The following is a 24,746-nucleotide window of genomic DNA, read 5'->3' on the forward strand; positions in this document are numbered from 1 at the left end:
CCCGTAGCGTGCCTTTACGGCAGGTTGCGGGCCATCACAATGCGCTGGACCTGGTTGGTGCCCTCGTAGATCTGGGTGATCTTGGCGTCCCGCATCATCCGCTCCACCGGATAGTCGCGGGTGTAGCCGTAGCCGCCGAGGAGCTGCACCGCGTCCGTGGTGACCTCCATGGCGATATCCGAGGCGAAGCACTTGGCGGCCGCGCCCTGGAAGGTGAGGTCCGCGTCGAGGCGCTCGGAGGCGGCGGCGGCCTGGTAGGTCAGGGCACGGGCGGCGGCGACCTTCATCGCCATGTCGGCGAGCATGAACTGGATGCCCTGGAAGTCGGCGATCGGCTTGCCGAACTGCTTGCGCTCCTTGACGTAGCCCTTGGCGTAGTCGAGGGCACCCTGGGCGATGCCGAGGGCCTGGGCGGCGATGGTGATGCGGGTGTGGTCGAGGGTCTTCATCGCCGTGGCGAAGCCGGTGCCCTCGGCGCCGATCATGCGGTCGGCGGGGATGCGGACGTTGTCGAGGTAGACCTCGCGGGTCGGCGAGCCCTTGATGCCGAGCTTCTTCTCCGGGGCGCCGAAGGAGACGCCCTCGTCGCCCTTCTCGACGACGAAGGCCGAGATGCCCTTGCTGCGCTTCTCCGGGTCCGTCACGGCCATCACCGTGTAGTACTCGGACTCGCCGGCGTTGGTGATCCAGCGCTTCACGCCGTTAAGGACGTAGAAGTCGCCGTCCCGTACGGCGCGGGTCTTCATGCCGGCCGCGTCCGACCCGGCGTCCGGCTCGCTGAGGCAGTACGAGAACATGCCGTCGCCCTTGGCGAGCGGCGTCAGGTACTGCTTCTTCAGCTCCTCGGAGCCGGAGAGGATCACCGGCAGCGAGCCCAGCTTGTTGACGGCCGGGATCAGCGAGGAGGAGCCGCAGACGCGGGCCACCTCCTCGATGACGATGACGGTGGCGAGGGCGTCCGCGCCGCTGCCGCCGTAGGACTCCGGTACGTGCACGGCGTGCAGGTCGTTCGCTACGAGGGCGTCGAGGGCCTCCTGCGGGAAGCGGGCCTCCTCGTCGACCTCGGCCGCGAACGGTGCGATCTTCGCCTCGGCGAGCGAGCGCACGGCGTCGCGGAGCATGTCGTGCTCCTCGGCCGGCCGGTACAGGTCGAATTCGGGCGCTCCTGCCAAGGCTCTCTCCACTCCACGCTAACTACCGTTAAGTAACGACAGTCTCGATCGTAGGCGCTGCCGCCCAAAGCGGCCTACGTGACGTTCGCGACATGGCGCCCGCGCCGGTTAGTTCGCGGGCGGGTGCTTGGCGAGGTAGTCGTCCAGCGTGTCGTTGCGCATGGCCTCCCAGAGCGGGTCGGCCTCGTTCTTGTCGAGCAGGACCACCGACTGGCCCTTGATGGTGTCGAGGCCGCCGACCGGGGCGTTCATGAAGGTCATGTCGGACGTGCGGACATTGCGCATGCCCCACATGAGGTCGCGGAGGTCGGAGTCGGAGAGCCGGTCGTCGACGCTGACCGTGGCGGTCACGGCGTCGAGGAGGCGCTTGGCCTTGAGCGGGTTGGAGAGGTTCGAAGGGGTCATTGTCCTGTCCGCGACCGCCTTCAGGAAGCGCTGCTGGCGCTGGGTGCGGTCTAGGTCGCCGCGCGGCAGGTGCTTCCGCTCCCGTACGTAGGTCAGCGCCTGCTCGCCGTTCATCTCCTTGCCCTCGACGGTGACGCCGCCGACCGCGTCGGTGAGGCGCTTGAAGCCGCTCCAGTCGATGACGGCGAGGTGGTCGACGCGTACGTCCGTGAGCCGCTGCACCGTGTCGATGAGCAGCGGCGGGCCGCCCCAGGAGAAGGCGGCGTTCAGCTTGGCGTCGCCGTGGCCGCGGACCGGGACCCAGCTGTCGCGGGGCAGCGAGATGACGTAGGCGGCGCCGCGGTCCTCCGGCAGGTGGACCAGCATCATCGTGTCGCTGCGCTGCGCGCCGGGCTTCCACTGGGGGGCCTTGGCGGAGCGGCCAGTGGTCGGGAGGTCGGAGCGGGCGTCGAGGCCGACGAGGAGATACGTCTCGCCGCCCTTGGCCGGGGCGGGCTGGTCCTTCTTCGGCACGTTCGTAGGGAAGGCGCCGGGGATGCGGTCTACGCGCCCGGTGTAGTGCTCGTACGCCCACCACACGCCGCCGACGGCGAGCAGGGCGCCGGTGGCGAGGAGGGCCAGGGCGGCGAGGAGGACGCGGCGGCCGCGCGGGCGGCGGGCGCGGCGGTGGCCGGGGCTCTGGGGCGGGGCCGGCTCGGTGGCGGGCGCGTCGGCGGCCGCTACGGCGGCAGCGGTGCTGTCATTCACATTCACGTCAGACAGCCCGGGGCGGGGCAGGGTTGTGCTGCCCCGCGGTTATGCTCGGGGGCGGCCCCGCCCCCGCTAAACGGAGGACCCCCTTCATGGCCCCGAAGATCACCGTGATCGGCACCGGCTACCTCGGCGCCACGCACGCCGCCGCCATGGCGGAGCTGGGCTTCGAGGTCCTCGCCCTCGACGTCGTACCCGAGAAGATCGACCTGCTGACGTCCGGCAGGGCGCCGATGTACGAGCCGGGCCTGGACGAGCTGCTGTCGAAGCACGTCGCGGGTCTTGAGGGCGCGAGCGGGCGGCTGCGCTTCACGATGGACTGGGCCGAGATCGCGGACTTCGGCGATGTGCACTTCGTGTGCGTGAACACGCCGCAGAAGCACGGCGAGTACGCCTGCGACATGTCGTATGTGGACAGCGCGATCGAATCGCTCGCCAAGCACCTGCACAAGGCCTGCCTGGTCGTCGGCAAGTCCACCGTGCCGGTCGGCTCGGCCGAGCGGCTGGCCGCCCGGATGGCGGAGCTGGCGCCGATCGGCGCCGAGGCGGAGCTGGCGTGGAACCCGGAGTTCCTGCGCGAGGGCTTCGCCGTGGACGACACCCTGCACCCGGACCGGCTCGTGGTCGGCGTGCGCAGCGAGCGCGCGGAGAAGCTGCTGCGGGAGGTGTACGCGACGCCGATCGGGGAGGGCACGCCCTTCGTGGTGACGGACTTCCCGACGGCGGAGCTGGTGAAGACCTCGGCGAACGCCTTCCTCGCCACGAAGATCTCGTTCATCAACGCGATGGCGGAGATCTGCGAGGCCGCGGGCGGCGATGTCGTAAAACTCGCGGAGTCCCTCGGCTATGACGAGCGGATCGGCCACAAGTTCCTGCGCGCGGGGGTCGGCTTCGGCGGCGGCTGCCTGCCGAAGGACATCCGCGCGTACATGGCGCGGGCCGGCGAACTCGGCGTGGACCAGGCGCTGACCTTCCTGCGCGAGATCGACTCGATCAACATGCGCCGCCGCGGCGCCGCGGTCGAGCTGACCCGCGAGATCTGCGGCGGCTCCTTCCTCGGCAAGCGGGTCGCGGTGCTCGGCGCCACCTTCAAGCCGGACTCGGACGACGTCCGGGACTCGCCCGCGCTGAATGTCGCCGGGCAGATCCATCTGCAGGGCGGCCAGGTGACGGTGTACGACCCGAAGGGGATGGACAACGCGCGGCGGCTCTTCCCGACGCTGGGATACGAGGAGTCGGCGCTGGAGGCCGTGCGCGGCGCGGATGTGGTGCTGCACCTGACGGAGTGGCGCGAATTCCGCGAGCTGGACCCGGCGGAGCTGGGCGCGGTGGCCGCGCGGCGGTGCATCGTCGACGGCCGGAACGCCCTCGACCCGGAGAAGTGGCGGGCGGCCGGGTGGACGTATCGCGGGATGGGGCGGCCGAACGCGTAGGGCGCGTGGGCCGGGGACGGGGTTCCACGACACCACCGAAAAAACCTGGTGGTCGGCTGCTGCTCGGTGCTGGGTTTTTTCGGCGGCGTCGTTCCACCCCGTCCCCTCCTAGCGCTGCCGAGTGCGGTATGTCCTCATCTTCGCGCGGCTTCCGCACACCGCCATCGTGCACCAGCGGCGGCGGCCCGCCGGGCTGCGGTCGTAGTACGCCCATAGGCAGTCCTCGGCCTCGCAGGCCTTGAGTCGGGCCCACGTGCCGTCCGCCGCCCCCGCGGCGATCGCGGCGGCGATACGGGCCGTCAGCGCCTCCACTCGCTGCAGCCTGGGGTCGGGCTCCAGCTCAGCGCCGCCCTCCCGTGACAGCGTCACCCGCAAGGGAGCCGCCGCCAGCAGGCCCTCCAGCTCCCGTCGCGCGTCCGGCGGCAGCGCGGCCCCCGCGTGCGCCAGGCACACCGCCCGCAGCGTCTCGCGGAGGCGGGTGAGCGGCGGCAGGTCGCGTTTGCGGAGGGACAGGGCGGAGACCCGCGTGTCGGTCAGGAACGACTCCAGGTCGTCCTGGCCCGTCTCCACGTCCAGGGTGTTCACGAAATCCTGGATCAGCTGCAGGCCCGGCGGAGTGTCCACCCTTGCCATGTTACCTGTGTCACCCCATCATGGGGTAACGAGAAGCCGTTACCGGTAAAGCGCCTGAAGGAGTAACGCCATGGCCATCGCCAAGCTGGGGCCCGTAGCGCTGGACTGTCCGGACAACCGTGCGCTCGCGGAGTTCTACCGCGCGATCCTGGACGGGGGCGAGATCAAGGGGGACCCGGCCGAGCCCGACTGGGTGGAGTTCGCCGCGCCCGGCGGACAGGTGCTGGCCTTCCAGCAGTCCGCGGACTACGTCCCGCCGGACTGGCCGAACGGGGAGCGCGGCCAGCAGTTCCACCTCGACCTGGAGGTGCCGCGGGCGGAGCTGGACGCCGCGCAGGAGCGCGTGCTGGCGCTCGGCGCGAAGCTGCTCGACGATCAGATCGGCGAGGGCCGGTGGCGGGTGTACGCGGATCCGGCCGGGCACCCGTTCTGCCTGTGCGCCTGCTGAGCGCCGCGCTCGTACGCAAACACGACAAAGCCCCCGGTCCGCCGGAACCGGGGGTTTGCCGTATCGGCTAGCTGCCGCGCTTAGAGGCTGACGCCGTGCGAACGCAGGTACTGGACCGGGTCGATATCCGAGCCGTACTCGGCGCCGCTGCGGATCTCGAAGTGCAGGTGCGGGCCGGTGACGTTGCCGGTGGCGCCGGAGAGGCCGAGCTGGTCGCCCGCCTTCACGGACTGGCCCGCGGACACCGAGATGGACGACAGGTGGGCGTACTGGGCGTAGCGGCCGTCCTCGAGCTTCACGACGATCGCATTGCCGTACGCGCCGCCGTCGGCGCCGTTGCCGGCCTTGACGACGGTGCCCGCGGCCACGGACTTCACCGGGGTGCCGGTGCCGGCCGTGAAGTCGACGCCGGTGTGGCTGCCTGAGGACCACATGCCGCCGCCCGCGCCGTACGGGGTGGAGACGGAGCCCGGGACCGGGCGGACGAAGCCGTCGGACGAAGAGGAGGAAGCGCTGTCAGCCGCCTGCTTCGTCTTGGTCTTGGGGGCCTCCTGCTTCGGGGCCTCCTGCTTCGGCGCGGCGGCCTTCTTCTCGAAGGTGACGTCGCGGTCGCCGTCGAAGTCGTACTTCTGGCCCGGGAAGATCAGGTCGGGGTCGCCGCCGATGGTCTTCTTGTTGCCGTCGTAGATGGCGTGCCAGCCGCCCTTGACGTCGTGCTTGTGCGCGATGTCGGAGAGGGTGTCGCCCTTGACCACGGTGTACGTGCCCGGCTTGGTCTGCTTCTGCTGCGGGGCCGGCTTGGCGGCCTTGGTGCCCCACTCCTCGTTCGAGGAGTCCTGCTTGGGGGCCTCCTGCTTCGGGGCCTCCTGCTTGGGCGCGGCCTCCTGCTTCGGGGCCTCGGCCTGCGTCTGCGGGGCCGGGCCGCCCTTGGCGAGGCCGGCGGCGGGGCCGCAGTTCGGCCAGGCGCCCGGGCCCTGCGAGTCGAGGACCTTCTCGGCGATCTCGATCTGCTGGGCCTTGGTGGCCTTGTCGGCGGTGGCGGCGTACTTGGTGCCGCCATGGGCCGCCCAGGTGGACTGCGAGAACTGCAGGCCGCCGTAGTAGCCGTTGCCGGTGTTGGTGGACCAGTTGCCGCCGGCCTCGCACTTGGCGACCTGGTCCCAGGTGTCGACGGAGGCGGCGTGGGCCGAGCCGCCCGCGATCATCGGGATGGCTACGCCCGCGCCACCGGCGGCGAGGACGAGAGTGGCGCGCTTCTTGGCTATTCGACCGAGACGACGGTGACGTCCGCGTGCGGACATGGGCATGCTCCTCTCCGACGCCTGCGAGGTGAGCTGTCGGGTTCGGGCTGGAGATGCCCGGTCGCGTGGGGATGCGCGACTTCACCCCAAGCCGGTGCTGTGTATTGAGCGGCACAGCTCCGGCGGCTTACCTGGGTCCCCCGCTCCTGCCGTAAAGACGGTGTGTCGTTCACCCGCGGCCGCCGACAGGATTAGGCGTTCGGCTGCGAGGCGCCCGGACATTTCAGCCGGACACGGCGAGCACCGTAAACACATCGATTTCCGGGAAACAAGCGGCGATTGCGGCGCCGCAGATCACAAACCTCACCCGCTGCGGTGGATCACCGCACTCAGAGCGATGTGACGAAAAGCAAGCACGCCCTCAAATGGCGCCGTTACCTGGGGAGATGACGCAAGGGAAGCAAAATGGACACCGGGGGCGGCACCCCTCGATGTCCATGAAAATTGCCTTAGTGAGCTGTGTCACCGGGGAGTTGGAACACCCGGACAGATGCACCACGACGCCCCGAGATGTCCGTTGCGACCGATTCAGCGTCCTTGAGTACGCGTACGGCATTGCGCCACGTGAGGCGGGCGAGGTCGGATTCCGACCAGTTACGGCGGAGCAATTCGGCTACGAGCGTTGGGTATCCGCTCACATCGGACATATCCGTCGGAGTGTGGGCAACGCCGTCGTAGTCGCCGCCGATGCCGATGTGGTCGATGCCGGCGACCTCGCGCATGTGGTCGAGATGGTCGGCGACGACGGCGGCGGTGGCGCGGGTCGCCTGCTGCTCCTCGGTCTCGTCACCGAGGCGCGGCAGGATGAATTTCGGTACGAAAGTGGCCATTGCCACGCCGCCGTTCGCGGGGAGCTGAGCGAGGACGTCGTCCGGGATGTTCCGGGGGTGGTCGTTCACCGCGCGGGAGGAGGAGTGCGAGAAGATCACCGGCGCCTCGGTGACGCGGAGGGCGTCGTGCATCGTGGCCGGCGCCACGTGGGAGAGGTCGACGAGCATGCCGAGGCGGTTCATCTCGCGGACGACCTCCTCGCCGAAGTCCGTGAGGCCGTCGTGCGCGGGCTCGTCGGTCGCCGAGTCCGCCCAGTCGGTGTTGTCGTTGTGCGTCAGCGTCATGTAGCGGACGCCGAGCTCGTGGAGGGCGCGGAGGGTGGCGAGGGAGTTATTGATGCAGTGGCCGCCCTCGGCGCCCATGAGCGAGGCGATACGGCCCTCGGCGCGGGCCGCCTCCATGTCGTCGGCGGTGAGCGCGAGCTTCAGGTCGGCCGGGTGCCGCTCCACGAGCCGCTTGACGCAGTCGACCTGCTCCAGGACGGCGCTGACGGCGTCGTCGCCGGCGTGCTCGGTGGAGACGAAAACGGACCAGAACTGCGCACCCACACCGCCCTGCCGCAGCCGCGGAATGTCGGTGTGGAGGTGCGCGCTCTGGTCCTGCGCGACGTCGCGCTGCGCGAGGTCGTACGCCACCTGCTTGCGCAGCGCCCAGGGGAGGTCGTTGTGGCCGTCCACGACGGGGTGCTCGGCGAGGAGCGCGCGGGCGTGTGCGAGGTGGTCGGCCATCGTCGGCGTCTCCCGTTCCGAGGACACGGGGCTGTGCCCCGGACCCCCTGTCGGCGCTTCGCGCCCCCCGCGGCAGAGCCGCAAATCAATTGCAGTCTCAAACGCCGGACGGGCTGCTTATTCGGCGGCGCGCTTGCGCAGGCGGCGGCCCTTCTCCGTGGCGAGTTCGTTCAGCTCACTCTGGAATTCGGCCATCCGCCGACGCAGGTCGGCATCGTTCGCCGCGATCATACGGACCGCCAGCAGCCCCGCATTACGCGCCCCGCCGATCGACACCGTCGCCACCGGCACCCCGGCCGGCATCTGCACGATCGACAGGAGCGAGTCCATGCCGTCGAGGTACTTCAGCGGGACCGGGACGCCGATCACGGGGAGCGTCGTGACCGACGCGAGCATGCCCGGGAGGTGGGCGGCGCCGCCCGCGCCCGCGATGATCGCCTTGAGGCCGCGGTCCGCCGCGGCCTCCCCGTACGCGACCATCTCGCGCGGCATCCGGTGCGCGGAGACGACGTCGACCTCGTACGGGACCTCGAACTCGGCGAGCGCCTGGGCCGCGGCCTCCATGACCGGCCAGTCGGAGTCGGAGCCCATGACGATGCCGACCAGCGGGGTCTCGGCGGACTCGGGAGTGGTCATTCGGTGATCGTTCCTCGCAGGTAGTCGGCGGCGTGCCGGGCGCGCTCGCGCACGTCGGCCAGGTCGTCGCCGTAGACGTTCACGTGGCCGACCTTGCGGCCGGGCTTCACGTCCTTGCCGTACATGTGGATCTTCAAGCCCGGGTCGCGGGCCATGCAGTGCAGGTAGCCCTGGTACATGTCCGGGTAGTCGCCGCCGAGGACATTCGCCATGACCGTCCACTTCGCGCGCGGGCGCGGGTCGCCCAGCGGGAGGTCGAGGACCGCGCGGACGTGGTTGGCGAACTGGGACGTGACCGCGCCGTCCTGGGTCCAGTGGCCGGAGTTGTGCGGCCGCATGGCGAGCTCGTTCACCAGGACCTCGCCGGACGCCGTCTCGAAGAGCTCGACCGCCAGGTGGCCGACCACGTCGAGCTCCTTGGCGATACGGAGGGCCAGCTCCTGGGTCCGTACCGAAGCGGCCGGGTCCAGGTCCGGAGCCGGGGCGATGACGGTGTCGCAGACGCCGCCCACCTGGATGGACTCGACCACCGGGTACGCGACCGCCTGGCCATGCGGGGAGCGGACGACATTCGCGGCGAGCTCGCGCGCGAAGGGGACCTTCTCCTCCGCCAGCACCGGAACGCCGGCCTTGAAGGGGTCGGCGGCCTCCGCCTCGGAGTCCACGACCCACACGCCCTTGCCGTCGTAGCCGCCGCGGACCGTCTTGAGGACCACGGGGAAGCCGTCGCCCTCCGCCGCGAACCGGCTCACGTCCGCCGGGTCCGCGACGATGCGGTGGCGGGGGCAGGGCACGCCCAGCTCGGTCAGGCGGGCGCGCATGACGCCCTTGTCCTGGGCGTGCACCAGGGCCTCGGGCCCCGGGCGTACGGGGATGCCCTCCGCCTGCAGCGCCTTCAGGTGCTCCGTCGGCACATGCTCGTGGTCGAAGGTGATCACGTCGCAGCCGCGGGCGAAGGCGCGCAGCGTGTCCAGGTCGCGATAGTCGCCGACGATCACATCGCCGACGGCCTGGGCCGCGGAGTCCTGCGGGGTGTCGCTGAGGATCTTGAACTTGATGCCGAGGGGGATGCCCGCCTCGTGGGTCATACGGGCGAGCTGACCGCCGCCGACCATGCCGACTACCGGGAACGTCACGCACCCCAGGGTATCGGCCTTATGTACTGCCGGGGGTCTGGGGGCATCCCCCAGAGGAAAGAGTACCGGGTGGAGAAGCGATGGCGGTTAGCATGAAGTTCTTGACCGCCGAACAACCGCCGAACGACGGAGCTGAAGATCACTATGACTGACCGGGCCATAGTCAGTTCCCGCATACGGCGCATCACCGAGGAGCTGGTGAAGTTCGCGGCGGTCGGCGGGGCCGGCGTGGTGGTGAACTTCCTGGTCTTCAACCTGGTCCGGCACAATACCGAGCTGCCCGTCGTCCGGTGCAGCATGGTGGCCACGGTCGTGTCCATCGTCTTCAATTACTTCGGCTTCCGGTACTTCACCTACCGGGACCGGGACAAGAGCGGTCGGACCCGCGAGCTGGCGCTCTTCATGCTCTTCAGCGCCATCGGCCTCGTCATCGAGAACGGCATCCTCTACGTCGCCACGTACGGCTTCCACTGGGACAGCCCAGTGGAGAACAACATTTTCAAGTTCGCCGGCGTCATCGTCGCCTCGGCCTTCCGCTTCTGGTCGTACCGCAGCTGGGTCTTCCGGGTCCTCCCGGAGCCCCCGGTGATCCCGGCCGCCCGTACGGAACCGCGGGTGCACGCGCGCCGCTGACGGGCCGCTCAGCGCTCCCGGCCCAGGAACAGGGCGAACACCGGCGGCCGCTGCTGCACCAGCTCCAGCCGCCCGCCGTCCGCCTCCGCCAGGTCCCTGGCCACCGCGAGGCCGAGGCCCGTCGAATTGCGGCCGCTGACCGAGCGCTCGAAGACCCGTGAGCCGAGCTCGGCGGCGACGCCTTTGCCCTCGTCGGTGACCTCGATCACGATCTGGGTGCCGGTGACGCGGGTACGGATCGCGACCCGGCCCTCGCCGTGCATGAGGGCGTTCTCGATCAGCGTGGCCAGCACCTGCGCCACCGAGCCTGGCGTGGCGACCGCGCGGAGGTCCTTCTTCCCGGACCGTACGATCGCGCGGCCGGCGCTGCGGTAGGCGGGGCGCCACTCATCGATCTGCTGCTTGACGATGTCGTCCACGTCCACCTCGATGCCGAGGCCCGAGCGCGGGTCGCGGGCGTTGGTGAGCAGCCGCTGCACCACGTCCGTCAGCCGTTCGACCTGGGTGAGGCCGATGGCGGCCTCCTCCTTCACCGTCTCCGGGTCGTCGGAGACGGTGATCTCCTCCAGGCGCATGGAGAGGGCGGTCAGGGGTGTACGGAGCTGGTGGGAGGCGTCGGCGGCGAGGCGGCGCTCGGCGGTGAGCATGCGGGAGATGCGCTCGGCGCTGTTGTCGAGGACGTCGGCTACGCGGTCCAGCTCGGGGACGCCGTAGCGGCGGTGGCGGGGGCGCTGGTCGCCGGAGCCGAGGCGTTCGGCGGTCTCGGCGAGGTCGGTGAGGGGGGCGGTGAGGCGGTTGGCCTGCCGGATGGCGAGGAGCACCGCGGCGCCGATGGCCAGCAGCGCCACCGCCAGGATGATCATCAGGGCCCGGGTGACCTCGCCGTTGACCCCGTCGCGGGACTCCTTGACGGTGACGGACACCCCGCCCGCACCCGTCTGCGTCTCCTCGATGACGCCACCGGTCTCCGGCTCGCTGCCCAGCTCGATCGCCCGCTGCCCCGGGGCCCGTACGACGGCGAACCGATCCCCGGTGACCTGCTCGTGCAGCGCCTCGGGGGTGACCGGCTCACCGCCCGCGATCCGCCCCTCCACGACGCTGAAGAGCCGCACCGCCTCGGACCGCACCCGGTCATGCGCGGCACTCTCGATGGTCCGCGTCTCGACGATCACCAGCGACACGCCGAAGACCGCGATGACGACGAGCACGACGGCGAGGGTGGAGTTGATCAGTCGGCGTCGCATACCTGGAAACTACCCGGTCCGAAGGCCCCGGCTCGTCCCTAGCTCTTCTCGAAGCGGAAGCCCACGCCGCGCACCGTGGCGATGTAGCGCGGGTTGCCGGCGTCGTCGCCGAGCTTTTTGCGGAGCCAGGAGATGTGCATGTCGAGGGTCTTGGTGGACGACCACCAGGTGGTGTCCCAGACCTCGCGCATCAGCTGGTCGCGGGTGACCACCCGCCCCGCGTCGCGCACGAGCACCCGCAGCAGGTCGAACTCCTTCGCCGTGAGCTGCAGCTCCTCCTCGCCGATCCAGGCGCGGTGCGACTCGGTGTCGATGCGTACGCCATGGGCGTCGGGCGGCGGCTGCACGGCCTCGGCGGCCGTCCCGCGGCGGAGCAGCGCCCGCACCCGGGCGAGCAGCTCGGCGAGGCGGAAGGGCTTGGTGACGTAGTCGTCGGCGCCGGCGTCGAGGCCGACGACCGTGTCCACTTCGTCGGCGCGCGCGGTGAGCACCAGCACCGGGAAGCCGTGGCCTTCGGTGCGCATCCGGCGGCACACCTCCAGGCCGTCCATGCCGGGCAGCCCGAGGTCCAGGACGACCAGGTCGATGCCGAGCTTCAGGCCGGCTTCCAGCGCGGTCGGGCCGTCTTCGCGAACCTCTACCTCGTAACCCTCACGGCGTAGCGCGCGGGCCAGAGGTTCTGAGATGGCCGCGTCGTCCTCGGCGAGCAGTACACGGGTCATGGGGCGATGGTAGTCCGACGCCCAGCGTGCGGAGGGGTTGTGAGGTGCATTACAAATCCACCCAAAGCTCTTATGGCGCGCATACAGTGTCCGAACGTCACGTTAACTCGGGACCTGTGACCATCTTCCCCCAGGTCGCTGTGCCCTGACGTGGCACCCCCTGTAAGTAGCATTCTGGTCGGACGTTCAGTCTGCCCGGCACCCGGGGCCTTAAGGAAACGCGCCCGGTGGCCGAGTGCCCAGATGCCCGGCGACGCGTCGTACGCGACCGGCCGTCCCCGTAAAGCAAGGAACCATCATGGCGTCAAGCCTGACGAAGGACTCTGCTGCCACAAGCGGCAAGACGTTCTTCGGCCACCCCCGCGGCCTGGCCACCCTCTTCATGACGGAGATGTGGGAGCGCTTCAGCTATTACGGCATGCGCGCGCTCCTCGTCCTCTACCTGGTCTCCGGAGGCGCCGATGCCGCCACCGGCAGCCAGGGCGGCGGCCTCGCCTACACGGCGGCGACCGCGACGGCCATCTACTCCGTCTACGTGGCGATGGTCTACCTCTTCACCATGCCCGGCGGCTGGTTCGGCGACCGCGTCTGGGGTCCCCGTAAGACCGTCGCCATCGCCGGCGTGGTCATCACCGCGGGCCACCTGTCGCTGGCGCTGCCGACCGACGCGATGTTCTTCGTCGGCCTGGCGCTGATCGCCGTCGGCTCCGGTCTGCTGAAGGCCAACATCTCCACGATGGTCGGCCAGCTGTACGACGGCCCGAACGACCCGCGCCGCGACGCCGGCTTCTCGGTCTTCTACATGGGCATCAACCTGGGTGCCTTCGGCGCGCCGTTCATCATCGGCTGGCTCGGCGAGAAGGTGAACTGGCACCTGGGCTTCGGCATCGCCGCCCTGGGCATGGCGCTGGGCACGATCCAGTTCCTGCTCGGCTCGAAGCACCTGAGCGCGCAGTCCAGCGTGGTCCCGAACCCGGTGACCCCGCAGGAGCGCCGCAAGGTCCTCAACGTGTCGCTGGCCACCGCCGCGGTGGCCGTGGTCTTCTACGCCATCGTGGTCGCCACCGGCGTCTACACCCTGAACTGGGCGCTGGTCCCGATCACCGTCGCCGGTCTGGTCATCCCGATCTGGGTCATCGCCCGTATCCGCCGGGACAAGGACCTCACCGGCGAGGACAAGAAGAAGCTCTCGGCGTTCAACTGGTTCTTCGTGGCCTGCGCCGTCTTCTGGATGATCTTCGACCAGGGCGCCTCCACGCTGTCGCTCTTCGGTGACGCGCACACCAACCGGGACATCCTCGGCTGGGAGATGCCGAACACCCTGTTCCAGTCGCTGAACCCGATGTTCGTCATGCTGCTGGCCCCGGTCTTCGCCGTCGTCTGGCTGGCCCTGGCCCGCCGCGGCAAGGAGCCGAGCACGGTCGCGAAGTACTCCTTCGGCCTGGTCGTCACCGGCCTGTCCTTCTTCGTCTTCCTGATCCCGCTGGGCGCGGCGACCGGCGACGAGAAGGTCGCGATCTGGTGGCTGGTGCTCATCTTCCTGATGCACACCATCGCCGAGCTGTGCATCTCGCCGGTCGGCCTGTCGATGACCACGAAGCTGGCGCCGGCGAAGTACCTGTCGCAGATGATGGCGGTCTTCTTCCTGGCCGTCACTGCGGGTGACTCCGTCACGGGTCTGCTCGCCATCGCGGGTGTGGACCTGAACGGGCAGGGCGTTGTCGCCCTGGAGGCCACGGCCGCGGTGGTGGCCGGTATCGCGATCTACATGTCGCGCAAGCGGGTGCAGTCGCTGATGGGCGAGGTCCGGTAGGACCCACCCGGCGGGACATTCCCGCACCACGCCGCAGGCCCGCGATCCGCTCGGATCGCGGGCCTGCGGCTTAGCGTGGATCATGAAAGGCATGTTACGGACCGGACTGCTGGTGGTGCTCGCGCTCGGGGTGATGCCGGCGGTGGTGGTGCCGGGGGGTCTGCCGGGCGGGACGCACTCCGCGTCGTCGTCGCCGTCCTCGGTGCGGGCCGCGCAGCCTGATCCGGGGGCGTCGCGTCCCCGGCCGATGGCGAGCCGTACGGCACTGGGCGCCGGGCCCCGGCAGCCGCCGGCTCAGGTCGCCCACCACGCGTACGGCCCGCAGCCGCGGCAGCGCCTGACGGCGTACTGGCACCCGGGCGACCGCGCCCCGCGCGCGGGCGTCGTCATCCTGCACGGCGGCTTCTGGGCCAAGGACACCGACTGGAGCCGCTGGGCCCGCACCTACGCCGACGCCGGCTACGCCGTCTTCGACCTCTACTACCGCCTCAACAGCGACGCCGTCTGGCCCGCCCAGCGCGACGACGCGCTCCGCGCCCTGCGCTGGATCCGCACCCACGCCGCCGACTATTCCCTCGACCCCGACCGCCTGGTGCTGCTCGGCTCCTCGGCGGGCGGCCAGATCGCGGCGTCGGTCGCCACGCATGGCGCCGGGCGCAAGCACGTGGCGGGAGCGGTGGCACTGTCCCCGGTGGCCTCCCCGTACCGCGCCTGGCTGACCGGCGGCCTCCCGGACGCCACCCCCGACCAGCGCAAACTCCGCCTCAACGCCGAGTTGCTCACCGGCTGCCCGCCGCGCCGCGCGGACGCGCGCTGCTGGGCCGCGTGGCGCTCGGCGGTGGTGAAGAACGCGGCGTCGGGCGCGGACGACGCGCCGATGCTGCTGGTGCACTCCGCGCAGGACTGGGTGTCGGTGGAGCACTCGACGGACCTTGCGACGGCGGAGTGGGAGCGTGGGATGCCGCGCGCCGACCTGACCCTGGACGTGGTCCCGGGGGCGGCGCACGGGATGCGGCTGCTGGACGATGCGGCCGTACGGGGCCGCGTGGCGGCGTGGATCGCGGCGCGGACGTCTTGACCTGACCCACCCGCCCACCCGTTGCCCCGCTCCGTAAGCAGCGGCAGGGGCGGCGGGCTGGTCCCCACGTCTAACGCCTGCGGCGCACAGCGCTCGTCCCTACCGCACGCAGCGCTCGTCCCTACCGCGCGCAGCAACGGGTGGGTGGGTGGGATCAGACGCCCGCCGGGGCCTCGCCCTCCTCCGGGGCTCGGCGCGTGGCGCTCTTGCGGCTGAGGCGGCTGCGCGGCGAAGCCGCCCTGTGGCGGCCGTCCGGGGCGTACGGGCGCATGCGGCCGACCACTGCCATGCCGATGCGGAAGATGGCGGTGACTACGACGACGAAGAGGAGCACCCAGAAGAGCATCACGCCCCAGGGGCGGGCCACGCCCCACGGCTGCTCGGCCAGCAGGCGGCCGCCGTACTTCATCGAGACCACGTAGTCACCGTGTGCCCCCGACGGCAGCTCGACCAGCAGCTTGACCTGCTTCTTTCCGCCCGGCGGGATCACGCCCCGCCACTGCCTGCGCTCCCACTCCGGCGACACCACGCCGTGCGAGGTGCCGACCTCGAAGACGGGGTTCTTGGCGGGCTGCGTGCCCATGTTGCCGACGGTGACGGTGAGGCGGCGCTGGGCCGGGGCGCCGAACCAGTTCAGGATGCCGGACGTCCCCTCGAGCCCCGGCTCGCCCAGCAGCGCGAGCCGTCCGCGCCCGGCCTCCGCCGGCAGCGGCGCGGTGGCGTGGCCGGCGATCACGAACTTCTTCTGTGCCGCCACCTTGCGGCCCGTGACGCTCGCGACGGCGATGACGCAGGGGCACGGCTTGGGGGGTTCGGCGACCCGCAGCTTGCGGGTGAAGGCGCCCGCGGCGTCCGTGGTCACGGCGCGGCCGTCGGCATTGGCGCAGGAGTCGGTGCCGCCGATCATGTTCTGCCCGCAGATGAGCAGGGTGAGCAGCGTCTTGCCGGGCCAGTCGGTGCCGCTGACGGTGACGGACCCACCGGCGCCTGACTGGGAGTCGGAGAGGGTGATCTTCGGCTTCTTGTCGGCGGCAGCCGCCGCGGGGAGCGCGGCCGGGGCGGCGGTCGCCGTCGGCGCGAGCGGCAGGAGTACGAGCGCGAGGACGGCGATGAGCGCGGCCGTGGCGGGCCGTCTCCGGTCGCGGCCCCGGCCCACGCATTCAACGGCACGCATCCAAGCCACCCTCGTCATCGCGGCACCCCCGCGGGGTCGTGTTCCGACTCGTCCTCCTCGCGACGCGCCTCGCGGCCCGCCACCAGGTCCATCCGCTCTTCCTCCGACCAGGGAACGGCGTCCGGCCCGTCGGGTCCGTCCGACCCGGACTCCGCCGCACCCCCGGCCGGCACGGTCTCCCGGCGCACGCCCGCGCGCCAGCGCACTCGTACCCGCCGCCACACCACACCCACCGCACCCGGATGACGCCGCCGCAGCCACAAAGCCAGCCCACCGCCGCCCGCCAGCACGAGCACCGCCAGCCAGCCCCACGGCACCGCCGAGTACTCCGCGGCACCGGACGCCCTCGCGCCACCCGCCGCCGTGACCGTCAGCCGTACGTCGACCGAATCGAGCGCCGACGTGCCGGGCCACTTGGCCGTCAGCCGCGCCCGCTGCCCGGGCAGCAGCTCGACGCCCACGTCTCGCGGGCCGTGCCGCAGCACATCTCCGTAGAAGCCCTTCGCGCGCACCGCGAGCTTCGGGCTCAGCGCGGTGTTCCCGCGGTTGACCAGCGTGTAGTGGATGCCGTCGGCCCGCGCCGACACCTTCTCCACGTCGATCGCCGCCAGCTGCGGCCCGGCCACCCGCAGGTGCAGCCGAATGCCATCGCTGGAGCCGGAGCCGGAACCCGAAGCAGGCTCCACCACCACCGCCCCCGGATGATCCCCAGGCGTCGCATCCCGCGGCACCGTCACCGAGAACGGCACCTCGGCCCGCGTCCGCGGCGGCACCGTCACCGTCGTACGGGCAAAGGCAAGCCATGCCCCGGTCCCCTTGCTCCGCCGCTTCTCGCGGATGGCGAAGGAGCCGTCGCCTTTGTTGTACGCGTCGGCGCCCCGCAGTCGCACCGTGAGCGGCTTGCTGCCGCGGTTGGTGACGGAGACGGCGTCTTCCATGACGGCGCCGGGCGCGCCCTCCGCGTAGAAGAAGGGGCGCCCGCCGTCGTCGCCCGCGCCCGTGGGTGCGGCGTCCCACGTGCGCGTGCTGGTGTCGGCCGCGCGGGCGGTGGCCTGCGCGGTGCCGTCGAGCTGGGGGACCAGCCCGACGCCGCAGACCACCGCCGCCACGGCGGCGGATCGCAGCCGCCGGCGCAACCGCTGTGCTGTTGCCGTGCTCTTACTCAGCAACCCGCCTCCGCCGCGTCAGCCACAGCCCGCCGGCCACGCCGGCGAGGAGCACTGTGCCGCCGAGCGTGCCGAGCGCGACCGCGTTGTCGGCCGGGCCGGTGTTTGCGAGGTCGCCGCCGCCACCGCCGCCGCCGGGTGCGGCGGCCGAGTCACCGGCGCCGCCGCCGGTCGCCGTGCCGCCGCCACCGCCGCCGCCACCCGCTGCGGCCTTGACCGTCAGCTCGAGTGAGGGCTTCGGGTTGTTGGTCGCGGTGCACGTCGTGGTCGTGCCCATCGCCTTGATGGTGAGCACGCCGGCGGTGAACGTGACCTTGCCCGACTTCTTCGGCGTGTACGTACCGGAGAGGTCGGTGATCTTGATGGGGGTGTTGGCCGGGATGGCCTTCGGGTTGGTGGGCCCGCTGACCGGGACCGTGCCCGACTCCGCTCCGCCGAGCTTGATGGTGGCGGAGGGCTTCATAGCGCCCTTGCCGAGCTCTACGGGGCTGGAGGAGACACCCTTCTGGAAGGACATGACGAGCTTGTAACCGCTGCCGCTCTTGGTCGACTTGATGTCGATGGGCGACACGGCGCTCTTGTTGCCGATCGGCGTCTTGCAGGAGTAGTTGACGTCGACGACGGTTGCGTGTGCGGATGGCGCCGCCAGCAGCGCCACCGTGGTCCCGGCCGCGAGCGCGGCGGCCACCTTGCGTTTGCTGTGCACTGATCTCACGCGGCTCACTGTGAGCTCCCCTTTTCTGACGGCGCATCAGATTGGCCGCTCAAGGTACGCGGGTGACCTTGCGGAGGGAAGACCAAGTGCACGCCGGATCCGGTGTGCAACTGAAAAGAGTCCGTGAAGCCGGCGAAGCCCCAGCTCACGCAGGCGCGGCAAGCTCCGCCCACACCGTCTTACCGGCCCGCCCCTCGTGACGCACAACGCCCCAATCCAGACAAAGCCGCTGCACGATGCTGCATTCTTCGGGAGGCGACCCCCCGAACCCCCACGTTCCCGGTGCGGGCGGGCCGCGAAAGGCTTTCGGCCGTCAGCCCGGAGCGGCCAGCTCCGCCCACACCGTCTTGCCCGCGCGGCCGTCATGCCGGACCACACCCCAGTCCAGGCACAGCCGCTGCACGATGCTGCATTCCTCGGGGGGCGACCCCCCGGACCCCCACGTTCCCGGTGCGGGCGGGCCGCGAAAGGCTTTCGGCCGTCAGCCCGGAGCGGCCAGCTCCGCCCACACCGTCTTGCCCGCGCGGCCGTCATGCCGGACCACACCCCAGTCCAGGCACAGCCGCTGCACGATGCTGCATTCCTCGGGGGGCGACCCCCCGGACCCCCACGTTCCCGGTGCGGGCGGGCCGCGAAAGGCTTTCGGCCGTCAGCCCGGAGCGGCCAGCTCCGCCCACACCGTCTTGCCCGCGCGGCCGTCATGCCGGACCACACCCCAGTCCAGGCACAGCCGCTGCACGATGAACATCCCATGCCCGCCAGGCCGCGTAGCCCGATGGGGCGTGCGGGGGGCCGGGGTGCCGGTGCCGAGGTCGGAGACTTCGAGGCGGAGGAGTTTGGGGGCGTGGTGGAGGCGGAGTTCGTCGGGGCCGCCGGCGTGGAGGCAGGCGTTGGTGACGAGTTCGGAGACGACCAGGAGGACGTCTTCTGCCGCCGCGCGCTGCTCGGCGCCCTCGGCGGGCAGCCAGCCCCAGTCGTACAGGGCCTGACGGGCGAAGTCGCGGGCACGCGGCACCGCACCGCTGGCCCCGACGAGCGTCAGCCTGCGCAGCTGACCGGGCGCGGCGGCGCCATCGCCCGACGGGTACGGCCGGGTGCTGCTCATCGCCTCACCTCACCGCTCGCCATAGTCGCCACTGAAACGGCTCCTGCCCTGCACGCTCTGTAACTGGAGATCTGCCCCACGAGATTTTCGACAGGGCTTCTGCCCTGAGATCCCGGGGAAACACCCGCAACTTTCCGGTAAGGCATGTGACCCGCCTTACTCCCCGCCATGTGACGGACCGCTCAAAGTGACGGATCACTCGATGAGCGCCGCGTCCAGACTGTCGTGGACAGTGAACACCGCCTCGGCACCGGTGATCTCGAAGACCCTGGCGACGACCGGCAGCATGGCGGCGAGATGCACTCCGCCACCCTCAGCCTCGGCCTTCAGCCGGGCGCCGAGCAGGACGTTGAGACCGGTGGAGTCGCAGAATTCCAGCTGGGAACAGTCCACCACCAGACGGGGCAACCCGTCGGCCACGCACTGCTCCAGAGGCTGCCGCAACAGATCGGCGGTGTGGTAGTCGAGCTCGCCCGCGGGCTTGACCACGGCGCTCGCGCCGTGTCTCTGCACGTCGACCCGGAGCCGCCCCCGGCTGCCGCTGCCGACCAGTCCGCGGTCCATTCCTGTGCTCTCCCGACCGTTGATTGCTGTGCTTGCTGCCGTGCTTGCCATGAGGCCTGCCGCGCCTCCATTGTCCGCCCCCGACCCTACGCCCGCACCTGCTCGTTCGACAGCCGAACAACCCGTAAATTGGGGCAAATTCGGACATCTAGCCCTTGCCAAGGCACACCGAATACGGGTAGGCGTAGAAGAGCACACGAAATCACGGCCGGCTTTGGAGGCGCCGCACACCCGATAAACGCGAGATGGCATCGGCAGCCGTATGCCGAGAATCGATGGAGGACACAATGTCACCCCGGCTCGACGCGCGCACTACGCCGTCGGCACCCCCCGCCCGGCACGCCCTCGTCCCCGACGACGAAGCCCACGCAGACGCAGCTCACGCTGACGCGGCGCACGCTCTCGTCGAGGAAACGGCCTGCGACCCCGAGGGCCCGCTCGCGGACCTCCTCGAGGAGCTCGCGGACATCCCGCCGTACGACGAGGTAGCCCCGCTGGATGCGCGGGCCCTGTCCAAGACCCTCTTCAGCCGCCTCGAGGTTCTCGAGGAAGGCACCCACGAGTACGCGTACGTACGCAACACCCTGGTCGAACTCAACCTGGCCCTCGTCAAGTTCGCCGCCTCCCGCTTCCGCTCCCGCAGCGAGCCGATGGAGGACATCATCCAGGTCGGCACCATCGGCCTGATCAAGGCGATCGACCGCTTCGAGCTGGGCCGCGGCGTGGAGTTCCCCACCTTCGCGATGCCGACGATCGTCGGCGAGATCAAGCGCTTCTTCCGCGACACCTCCTGGTCGGTACGGGTGCCCCGGCGCCTGCAGGAGCTGCGCCTGGACCTGGCGAAGGCCGGCGACGAGCTGGCCCAGAAGCTGGACCGCGCCCCGACCGTGACGGAGCTCGCCGAGCGCCTCGACCTGTCGCGCGACGAGGTCGTGGAGGGCATGGCCGCCTCCAACGCGTACACCGCGAGCTCCCTCGACGCGCAGCCGGAAGAGGACGAGACCGAGGGCGCGCTGGCCGACCGGATCGGCTACGAGGACCACGGACTCGAGGGCATCGAGTACGTAGAGTCCCTGAAGCCGCTGATCGCGTCGCTGCCGCCCCGCGACCGGAAGATCCTCTCCCTGCGCTTCGTGGCGAACATGACGCAGTCCGAGATCGGCGAGGAGCTCGGCATCTCCCAGATGCACGTCTCCCGCCTGCTGGCCCGCACGCTGGCCAAGCTCCGCAAGGGGCTGCTGGTCGAGGAGTGACCGCGTGGGCCGGGCCGGCATCGATGGCCCGGCCCCGGTCGCCTCGCTTTCTTCCGCATGTCGCCCGTACGGCCCGGGCCCGCCCGGCCGCGGGCGTACGGGTTCTGCCGCTTTTCCCTCGTACGGCCCGGTCCCGGCTGCGTTCGTTCTGGTGAGGCGGTTCGCTGGGTTGCATGTCAGTGCCCCGCCGCATCATCGCCCTGCTGGCGAGCGCGGTGCTGGCGGCGCTGGCCGGCTGTGCCCCGCGGATCGACATCGAGGTCGACCGCTCCCGGCACTTCCACCCCCCGCCCGACACCTCCCCCGACGGCTGGTGGCCCTGCCCCGTCCCCGGCGCGGACACCCGCGAGTGCCGCCTGGTGCACGTGGCCATCGGCGGCCCCGGCTCCGGCACCGTCGCCCTCTCGGTCAGCCGCCTGCCCGCCCGCGACCCCGGCCGCCGCATCGGCGCCCTGGTCCTCTCCCCCGGCGGCCCCGGCCTCTCCGGCCTGCAGGAGGCCCTCGCCGCCTCCCTCGACTACCCCGCCGAGCTGCGCGACCGCTTCGACATCGTCGGCTTCGACCGCCGCGGGGTCGGCCTCAGCGGCCGCGTCGACTGCGGTGAGCCGCGCGGCTCCGTGGACCGCCTGCGTACGGCGAAGAACCTCGCCGACCCGATCCCCATGCGCGCGATCGACCTCGACGTCCGGGAGTACGTGGAGAAGTGCCGGCTCCGGCACGGCGAACTGCTCGGCCACCTCGGCTCGCGCGCGGCTGCGGACGACCTGGAGGCGGTGCGGGTCGCGCTCGGCGAGGAGAAGATCAGCCTGCTGGTGCACTCGTACTCCACGATTCCCGGGCAGCTGTACGTGGCCCAGCACCCTGACCGGGTCCGCTCGGCGGTCTTCGACGGCGTCGTCGACCCAGGCCGCCGCGGTACGGACATGGCGCTGCGGACGCTGCACTCCCCGGAGGAGCTGGACGACGAGCACGTCCCCGTACCGCCGTCCCGGGATCTGCCGGAGTCGGTCCGCGAAGCCTTCGCGACACTCGACCCCGGGAAGCCGCCGCTCGCTCTCTTCCTGAGCGCGCACTGCGCGGATTTCTCCTGGCCGGAGACGATCCCTGCGCTGCTGCACAAGCTGGCGGCGGAGCGGGAGTCGGGGCGGGAGTCGGGCTGGCGGGTGAACACGGTCGCGCGCGACTACGCGGCGTGCGTCCACTGGCCCGGCCGCGATGCCCCTCTCGGGGCAGTACGCCCGGCGTCGGGGCCGAGCTCGGCGGATGGCGCGGCTTCGGGGGAGCCGGTACTCCCGCTCCTGATCAACAGCCGCAAGGACATCCGCACACCGCTAGCAGGCGCGGAACGCGTCGCCAACCGCTTCCACGCACCGCTGCTGACGGTCCGCGGCGGACAGCACGGCCTGGTGGGCTACGGCAACGCATGCGCGGAGAAGTACGCGGTCGCGTACCTGACGGGCCGCCTACGGGTGGCGGAGAGCGACCGCCTGTCCTGCGCATAACCTGCGGTCGGTCTCGGGAGGATCATGCCCACCCACCCGCCCGTTGCTGCGTGCCGCAGGGATGACTCGGGGGGCGCTGCGCGGCCAAGCCCCAGCCGCCCCGCCTCCCCTCCCTCCCGTCGGTGGCCCTCCGTTTCCGGCACCGCGCCGCCCGGGATCCGGCAGTGCGGCCGTCACGATCCGATGCCAGGCCATCCGCTCCGGCCGCGTGACGCTGGCTAAGGACGCCTCGGGTCGCCTTCCCGACCGCCCAGCGCCCACCGCCGCCCACCGCCCCCCTGCGCAGCCGAGCAACGGGCAGGTGGGCGGGTTTCTCACGTCGCTCTCAGCCGGTCGCACTATGCTCCCGCAGCGGATTCCCAACCTGGAGGTGTATCAGCGCATGGAGGCGCTTGCGCGCGTGGCTGTGATGGTGCGGGCCGGGGCTGCCCCGCTGTGGTGGGGTGGGGTTGTTGCCGCCGGGGTTGGCGGCCTTGTGCCGGGGGTCAGTGGGCTCGCCATCGGGGTGTATGGCGGGGCCGCCGCGGCCATTGTCACCGCGGTCGCCGTGGCGCTCGGCCGCCGCCGGCGCTACACGCAGCTTGCCGACGACGCCGAGCGCGCGCCCCGCAAAGCCCTCCTCCAGGATCGCGCCGTCACCGCCCGCGCCTGGCGCAAGGACCACCGCTGGTGGCTCGTCGGCGCCTTCCTCGCCGCCATCGCCGCCGCCTTCGCCGTCCCGGCCGCCCCCGGCATGATCCTCGCCGGGGCCGGCACCGGACTGTGGGCGAAGGCGGCCTGGCTCGGCCGGCTCGAGCGGGCGCGCGACGGCCTGCTGTGGACCCGTACGGACGCGGCCTCCCCGACCGCCGCCCCGTACCGGACCACCGGCCTCGCCGCCGGAGACGCCCGCCCCGGCGGCGGCAAGTGGGCCACGGGCCAGCGGCCGTAGCGCGACCCTAGACCTGCTTCCCCTCTCGCTCGGTCGCCTTCATCGCCACATGGTTCACCGCCCATAGCGCGATCCCCACCACCAGCAGAATCCCCGCCAGCGCATACACCTTCCCCGAGCGGTCGGCCAGCGGCGACGCGAGCACCCCCGCGGTGATCGCGCCCAGCACCGGCGCCCAGGTCGGGGTGCGGAAGTGAGCGTGCTCCACCGGCTGCCTGCGCAGCACCAGTACCGCGATGTTGACCACCGTGAAGACGCACAGCAGCAGGAATGACGTCGTATCGCCGAGATCCTCGATCTCGCTCGTCGTCACCAGGCCGATCGCGATCAGGCAGACGAAGACGATGCCGACGACCGGCGTGCGGCGGCCCGGCAGCACCCGGCCCATCACCTTCGGCAGCACCCGCTCGTTGGCGAGGCCGTAGCAGAGGCGGGAGGCCATCATCAGGTTGATGAGCGCGGAGTTGGAGACCGCGAAGAGGGCGATGAGTGCGAAGACCTTCGCCGGGATCTCGACCCCGCTCTCCTTCACCACCAGCAGCAGCGGCCCGGACGACTCCGCCAGCCGGCTGTGGTCGACCATCAGTGACGAGATCAGCGCCACCAGCACATAGATCGTGCCGGTGATCGCCACCCCGATGAAGATCGCCCGCGGGAAGCTGCGCGCCGGGTCCTTGGTCTCCTCGACCATGTTCACCGAGTCCTCGAAGCCTACGAAGGCGAAGAAGCCGAGCGCAGTCGCACCGAGGACGCCTGTGAGGACCGCGTATCCGGTCCCGCTCGTGTCGAACTCCGTCAGCCGCGACGGCTCGCCCTCGCCCGTCAGCACCGCGGCCACCCCGATCCCGATGATGATCAGCAGCCCGGTGAGCTCGACGATTGTGAGGACGACGTTCGTCTTCACGGACTCGGACACGCCGCGCAGGTTCAGCGCGGCGAGGACGAGGATGAACAGCACGGCGATCAGCGTCGGCGAGACATCCGTGAACTCGCCCATGTAGTCACCGCTGAACGCCCGCGCCGCCGCGCTGGCCGACGCCAGCCCCGAGCACATCACCATGAAGGCGACGATGAAGGTCAGAAACGGGATCTTGAACGCCCGCTGCGTATAGAGCGCGGCACCCGCCGCCTTCGGATACTTCCCGACCAGCTCCACGTACGACGCCGCCGTCAGCAACGCGACGACGAACCCGATCGCGTACGGCAGCCAGATCGCCCCGCCGATCTTCCCGGCGACCTTGCCGGTGGTGGCGTAGATGCCGGTGCCGAGGATGTCTCCGATCACGAAGAGGATGAGCAGCTTCGGGCCGATGGCCCGCTTGAGCGGCGTGTCGTGCTGTGTCGTTGTTGTTGACATGGGCGGACCTGTGCCC

The 24,746-nt window shown here is 71.0% G+C and carries 23 protein-coding genes, 2 pseudogenes and 1 riboswitch; of the genes and pseudogenes, 8 read left to right on the forward strand and 17 right to left on the reverse strand.

Translation table 11 applies throughout. The features are described 5' to 3' along the window. Positions 1-14: 14 nt before the first annotated feature. Positions 15-1,172, reverse strand: a complete 1,158-nt coding sequence (locus tag ACNNMR_RS17150; RefSeq protein ID WP_419995486.1) for an acyl-CoA dehydrogenase family protein — start codon at positions 1,170-1,172, stop codon at positions 15-17. Between the two features lie 108 nt (positions 1,173-1,280). Further along, positions 1,281-2,324, reverse strand: a complete 1,044-nt coding sequence (locus ACNNMR_RS17155; protein WP_419995487.1) for an LCP family protein — start codon at positions 2,322-2,324, stop codon at positions 1,281-1,283. Between the two features lie 95 nt (positions 2,325-2,419). Between ACNNMR_RS17155 and ACNNMR_RS17160 the strand changes: the two genes are divergently transcribed. Next, a complete protein-coding gene (locus ACNNMR_RS17160; protein ID WP_419995488.1) occupies positions 2,420-3,760 on the forward strand; it encodes a UDP-glucose dehydrogenase family protein in 1,341 nt (446 codons plus the stop codon). A gap of 108 nt (positions 3,761-3,868) precedes the next feature. On the opposite strand, the gene ACNNMR_RS17165 is transcribed toward ACNNMR_RS17160, so the two are convergent. Then, positions 3,869-4,393, reverse strand: coding sequence for a CGNR zinc finger domain-containing protein (locus tag ACNNMR_RS17165; RefSeq protein WP_419995489.1), 525 nt, complete (start codon positions 4,391-4,393; stop codon positions 3,869-3,871). 70 nt (positions 4,394-4,463) lie between these two features. On the opposite strand from ACNNMR_RS17165, the gene ACNNMR_RS17170 reads away from it, so the two are divergent. Next, positions 4,464-4,841 carry a VOC family protein gene (locus ACNNMR_RS17170; RefSeq protein WP_419995490.1) on the forward strand — a complete coding sequence of 126 codons (378 nt, stop codon included), beginning with the start codon at positions 4,464-4,466 and terminating at the stop codon, positions 4,839-4,841. Between the two features lie 80 nt (positions 4,842-4,921). Here the strand turns inward: ACNNMR_RS17170 and ACNNMR_RS17175 are convergent, their stop codons facing one another. From ACNNMR_RS17175 to ACNNMR_RS17190, 4 genes are all read right to left on the reverse strand, one after another. Beyond that, a complete protein-coding gene (locus ACNNMR_RS17175) occupies positions 4,922-6,142 on the reverse strand; it encodes a transglycosylase family protein (protein WP_419995491.1) in 1,221 nt (406 codons plus the stop codon). 3 nt (positions 6,143-6,145) lie between these two features. Further along, positions 6,146-6,315, reverse strand: a riboswitch (cyclic di-AMP (ydaO/yuaA leader). A 276-nt stretch (positions 6,316-6,591) separates the two neighbouring features. Then, a complete protein-coding gene (locus ACNNMR_RS17180) occupies positions 6,592-7,701 on the reverse strand; it encodes a dipeptidase (protein ID WP_419995492.1) in 1,110 nt (369 codons plus the stop codon). Positions 7,702-7,818: 117 nt separating this feature from the next. Next, positions 7,819-8,337: a 5-(carboxyamino)imidazole ribonucleotide mutase gene (gene purE / locus ACNNMR_RS17185; protein ID WP_419995493.1), complete on the reverse strand. Its 519-nt coding sequence runs from the start codon at positions 8,335-8,337 to the stop codon at positions 7,819-7,821. Further along, on the reverse strand, positions 8,334-9,473 hold the full coding sequence (locus tag ACNNMR_RS17190; RefSeq protein ID WP_419995494.1) for a 5-(carboxyamino)imidazole ribonucleotide synthase: 1,140 nt from the start codon (positions 9,471-9,473) through the stop codon (positions 8,334-8,336). Before ACNNMR_RS17190 ends, purE begins: the two co-directional genes overlap by 4 nt. A 144-nt stretch (positions 9,474-9,617) precedes the next feature. On the opposite strand from ACNNMR_RS17190, the gene ACNNMR_RS17195 reads away from it, so the two are divergent. Beyond that, on the forward strand, positions 9,618-10,106 hold the full coding sequence (locus tag ACNNMR_RS17195) for a GtrA family protein (RefSeq protein WP_419995495.1): 489 nt from the start codon (positions 9,618-9,620) through the stop codon (positions 10,104-10,106). 8 nt (positions 10,107-10,114) lie between these two features. Here ACNNMR_RS17195 and ACNNMR_RS17200 read toward each other — a convergent pair whose 3' ends face one another. Together ACNNMR_RS17200 and ACNNMR_RS17205 are read right to left on the reverse strand one after the other, a co-directional pair. Further along, positions 10,115-11,350, reverse strand: coding sequence for an ATP-binding protein (locus ACNNMR_RS17200; protein WP_419995496.1), 1,236 nt, complete (start codon positions 11,348-11,350; stop codon positions 10,115-10,117). Positions 11,351-11,388: 38 nt separating this feature from the next. Continuing rightward, positions 11,389-12,072, reverse strand: coding sequence for a response regulator transcription factor (locus ACNNMR_RS17205; protein ID WP_419995497.1), 684 nt, complete (start codon positions 12,070-12,072; stop codon positions 11,389-11,391). A gap of 298 nt (positions 12,073-12,370) precedes the next feature. On the opposite strand from ACNNMR_RS17205, the gene ACNNMR_RS17210 reads away from it, so the two are divergent. Together ACNNMR_RS17210 and ACNNMR_RS17215 are read left to right on the forward strand one after the other, a co-directional pair. Next, on the forward strand, positions 12,371-13,885 hold the full coding sequence (locus ACNNMR_RS17210; protein WP_419995498.1) for a peptide MFS transporter: 1,515 nt from the start codon (positions 12,371-12,373) through the stop codon (positions 13,883-13,885). A 91-nt stretch (positions 13,886-13,976) separates the two neighbouring features. After that, positions 13,977-14,963, forward strand: a complete 987-nt coding sequence (locus ACNNMR_RS17215) for an alpha/beta hydrolase (RefSeq protein WP_419995499.1) — start codon at positions 13,977-13,979, stop codon at positions 14,961-14,963. A gap of 154 nt (positions 14,964-15,117) precedes the next feature. Here the strand turns inward: ACNNMR_RS17215 and ACNNMR_RS17220 are convergent, their stop codons facing one another. From ACNNMR_RS17220 to ACNNMR_RS17250, 7 genes and pseudogenes are all read right to left on the reverse strand, one after another. Further along, the gene (locus ACNNMR_RS17220) at positions 15,118-16,137 is read right to left on the reverse strand and encodes a hypothetical protein (RefSeq protein WP_419995500.1); all 1,020 of its coding nucleotides are present in this window, start codon (positions 16,135-16,137) and stop codon (positions 15,118-15,120) included. Positions 16,138-16,151: 14 nt separating this feature from the next. After that, entirely contained in the window at positions 16,152-17,306 is a 1,155-nt protein-coding gene (locus tag ACNNMR_RS17225) for a hypothetical protein (protein ID WP_419995501.1), read from the reverse strand. Further along, positions 17,296-18,009, reverse strand: coding sequence for an LPXTG cell wall anchor domain-containing protein (locus ACNNMR_RS17230; RefSeq protein WP_420000390.1), 714 nt, complete (start codon positions 18,007-18,009; stop codon positions 17,296-17,298). The genes ACNNMR_RS17225 and ACNNMR_RS17230 overlap by 11 nt, the downstream gene beginning before the upstream one ends. Positions 18,010-18,163: 154 nt before the next feature. Beyond that, positions 18,164-18,313, reverse strand: a pseudogene (locus ACNNMR_RS17235) (ATP-binding protein); the annotation flags it as partial. A gap of 186 nt (positions 18,314-18,499) precedes the next feature. Next, a pseudogene (locus ACNNMR_RS17240) lies at positions 18,500-18,592 on the reverse strand (ATP-binding protein); the annotation flags it as partial. A gap of 75 nt (positions 18,593-18,667) precedes the next feature. Beyond that, positions 18,668-19,123 (reverse strand): ATP-binding protein, encoded by a 456-nt coding sequence (locus tag ACNNMR_RS17245; RefSeq protein WP_419995502.1) that lies wholly within the window; start codon positions 19,121-19,123, stop codon positions 18,668-18,670. 195 nt (positions 19,124-19,318) lie between these two features. Further along, positions 19,319-19,687, reverse strand: a complete 369-nt coding sequence (locus ACNNMR_RS17250) for an STAS domain-containing protein (protein ID WP_419995503.1) — start codon at positions 19,685-19,687, stop codon at positions 19,319-19,321. Positions 19,688-19,962: 275 nt separating this feature from the next. On the opposite strand from ACNNMR_RS17250, the gene ACNNMR_RS17255 reads away from it, so the two are divergent. The 3 genes from ACNNMR_RS17255 (at position 19,963) to ACNNMR_RS17265 (ending at position 23,373) form a co-directional block, all read left to right on the forward strand. Further along, complete coding sequence (locus ACNNMR_RS17255) at positions 19,963-20,940, forward strand: RNA polymerase sigma factor SigF (protein ID WP_419995504.1); 978 nt, start codon at positions 19,963-19,965, stop codon at positions 20,938-20,940. Positions 20,941-21,113: 173 nt separating this feature from the next. After that, the gene (locus tag ACNNMR_RS17260; protein WP_419995505.1) at positions 21,114-22,442 is read left to right on the forward strand and encodes an alpha/beta fold hydrolase; all 1,329 of its coding nucleotides are present in this window, start codon (positions 21,114-21,116) and stop codon (positions 22,440-22,442) included. A 382-nt stretch (positions 22,443-22,824) separates the two neighbouring features. After that, on the forward strand, positions 22,825-23,373 hold the full coding sequence (locus ACNNMR_RS17265; protein WP_419995506.1) for a hypothetical protein: 549 nt from the start codon (positions 22,825-22,827) through the stop codon (positions 23,371-23,373). A 7-nt stretch (positions 23,374-23,380) separates the two neighbouring features. Here the strand turns inward: ACNNMR_RS17265 and ACNNMR_RS17270 are convergent, their stop codons facing one another. Then, a complete protein-coding gene (locus tag ACNNMR_RS17270; protein ID WP_419995507.1) occupies positions 23,381-24,730 on the reverse strand; it encodes an APC family permease in 1,350 nt (449 codons plus the stop codon). Positions 24,731-24,746: the final 16 nt, after the last annotated feature.

The organism is Streptomyces boninensis, assembly GCF_048572725.1.
GTDB classification, from domain to species: Bacteria; Actinomycetota; Actinomycetes; order Streptomycetales; family Streptomycetaceae; genus Streptomyces; species Streptomyces boninensis.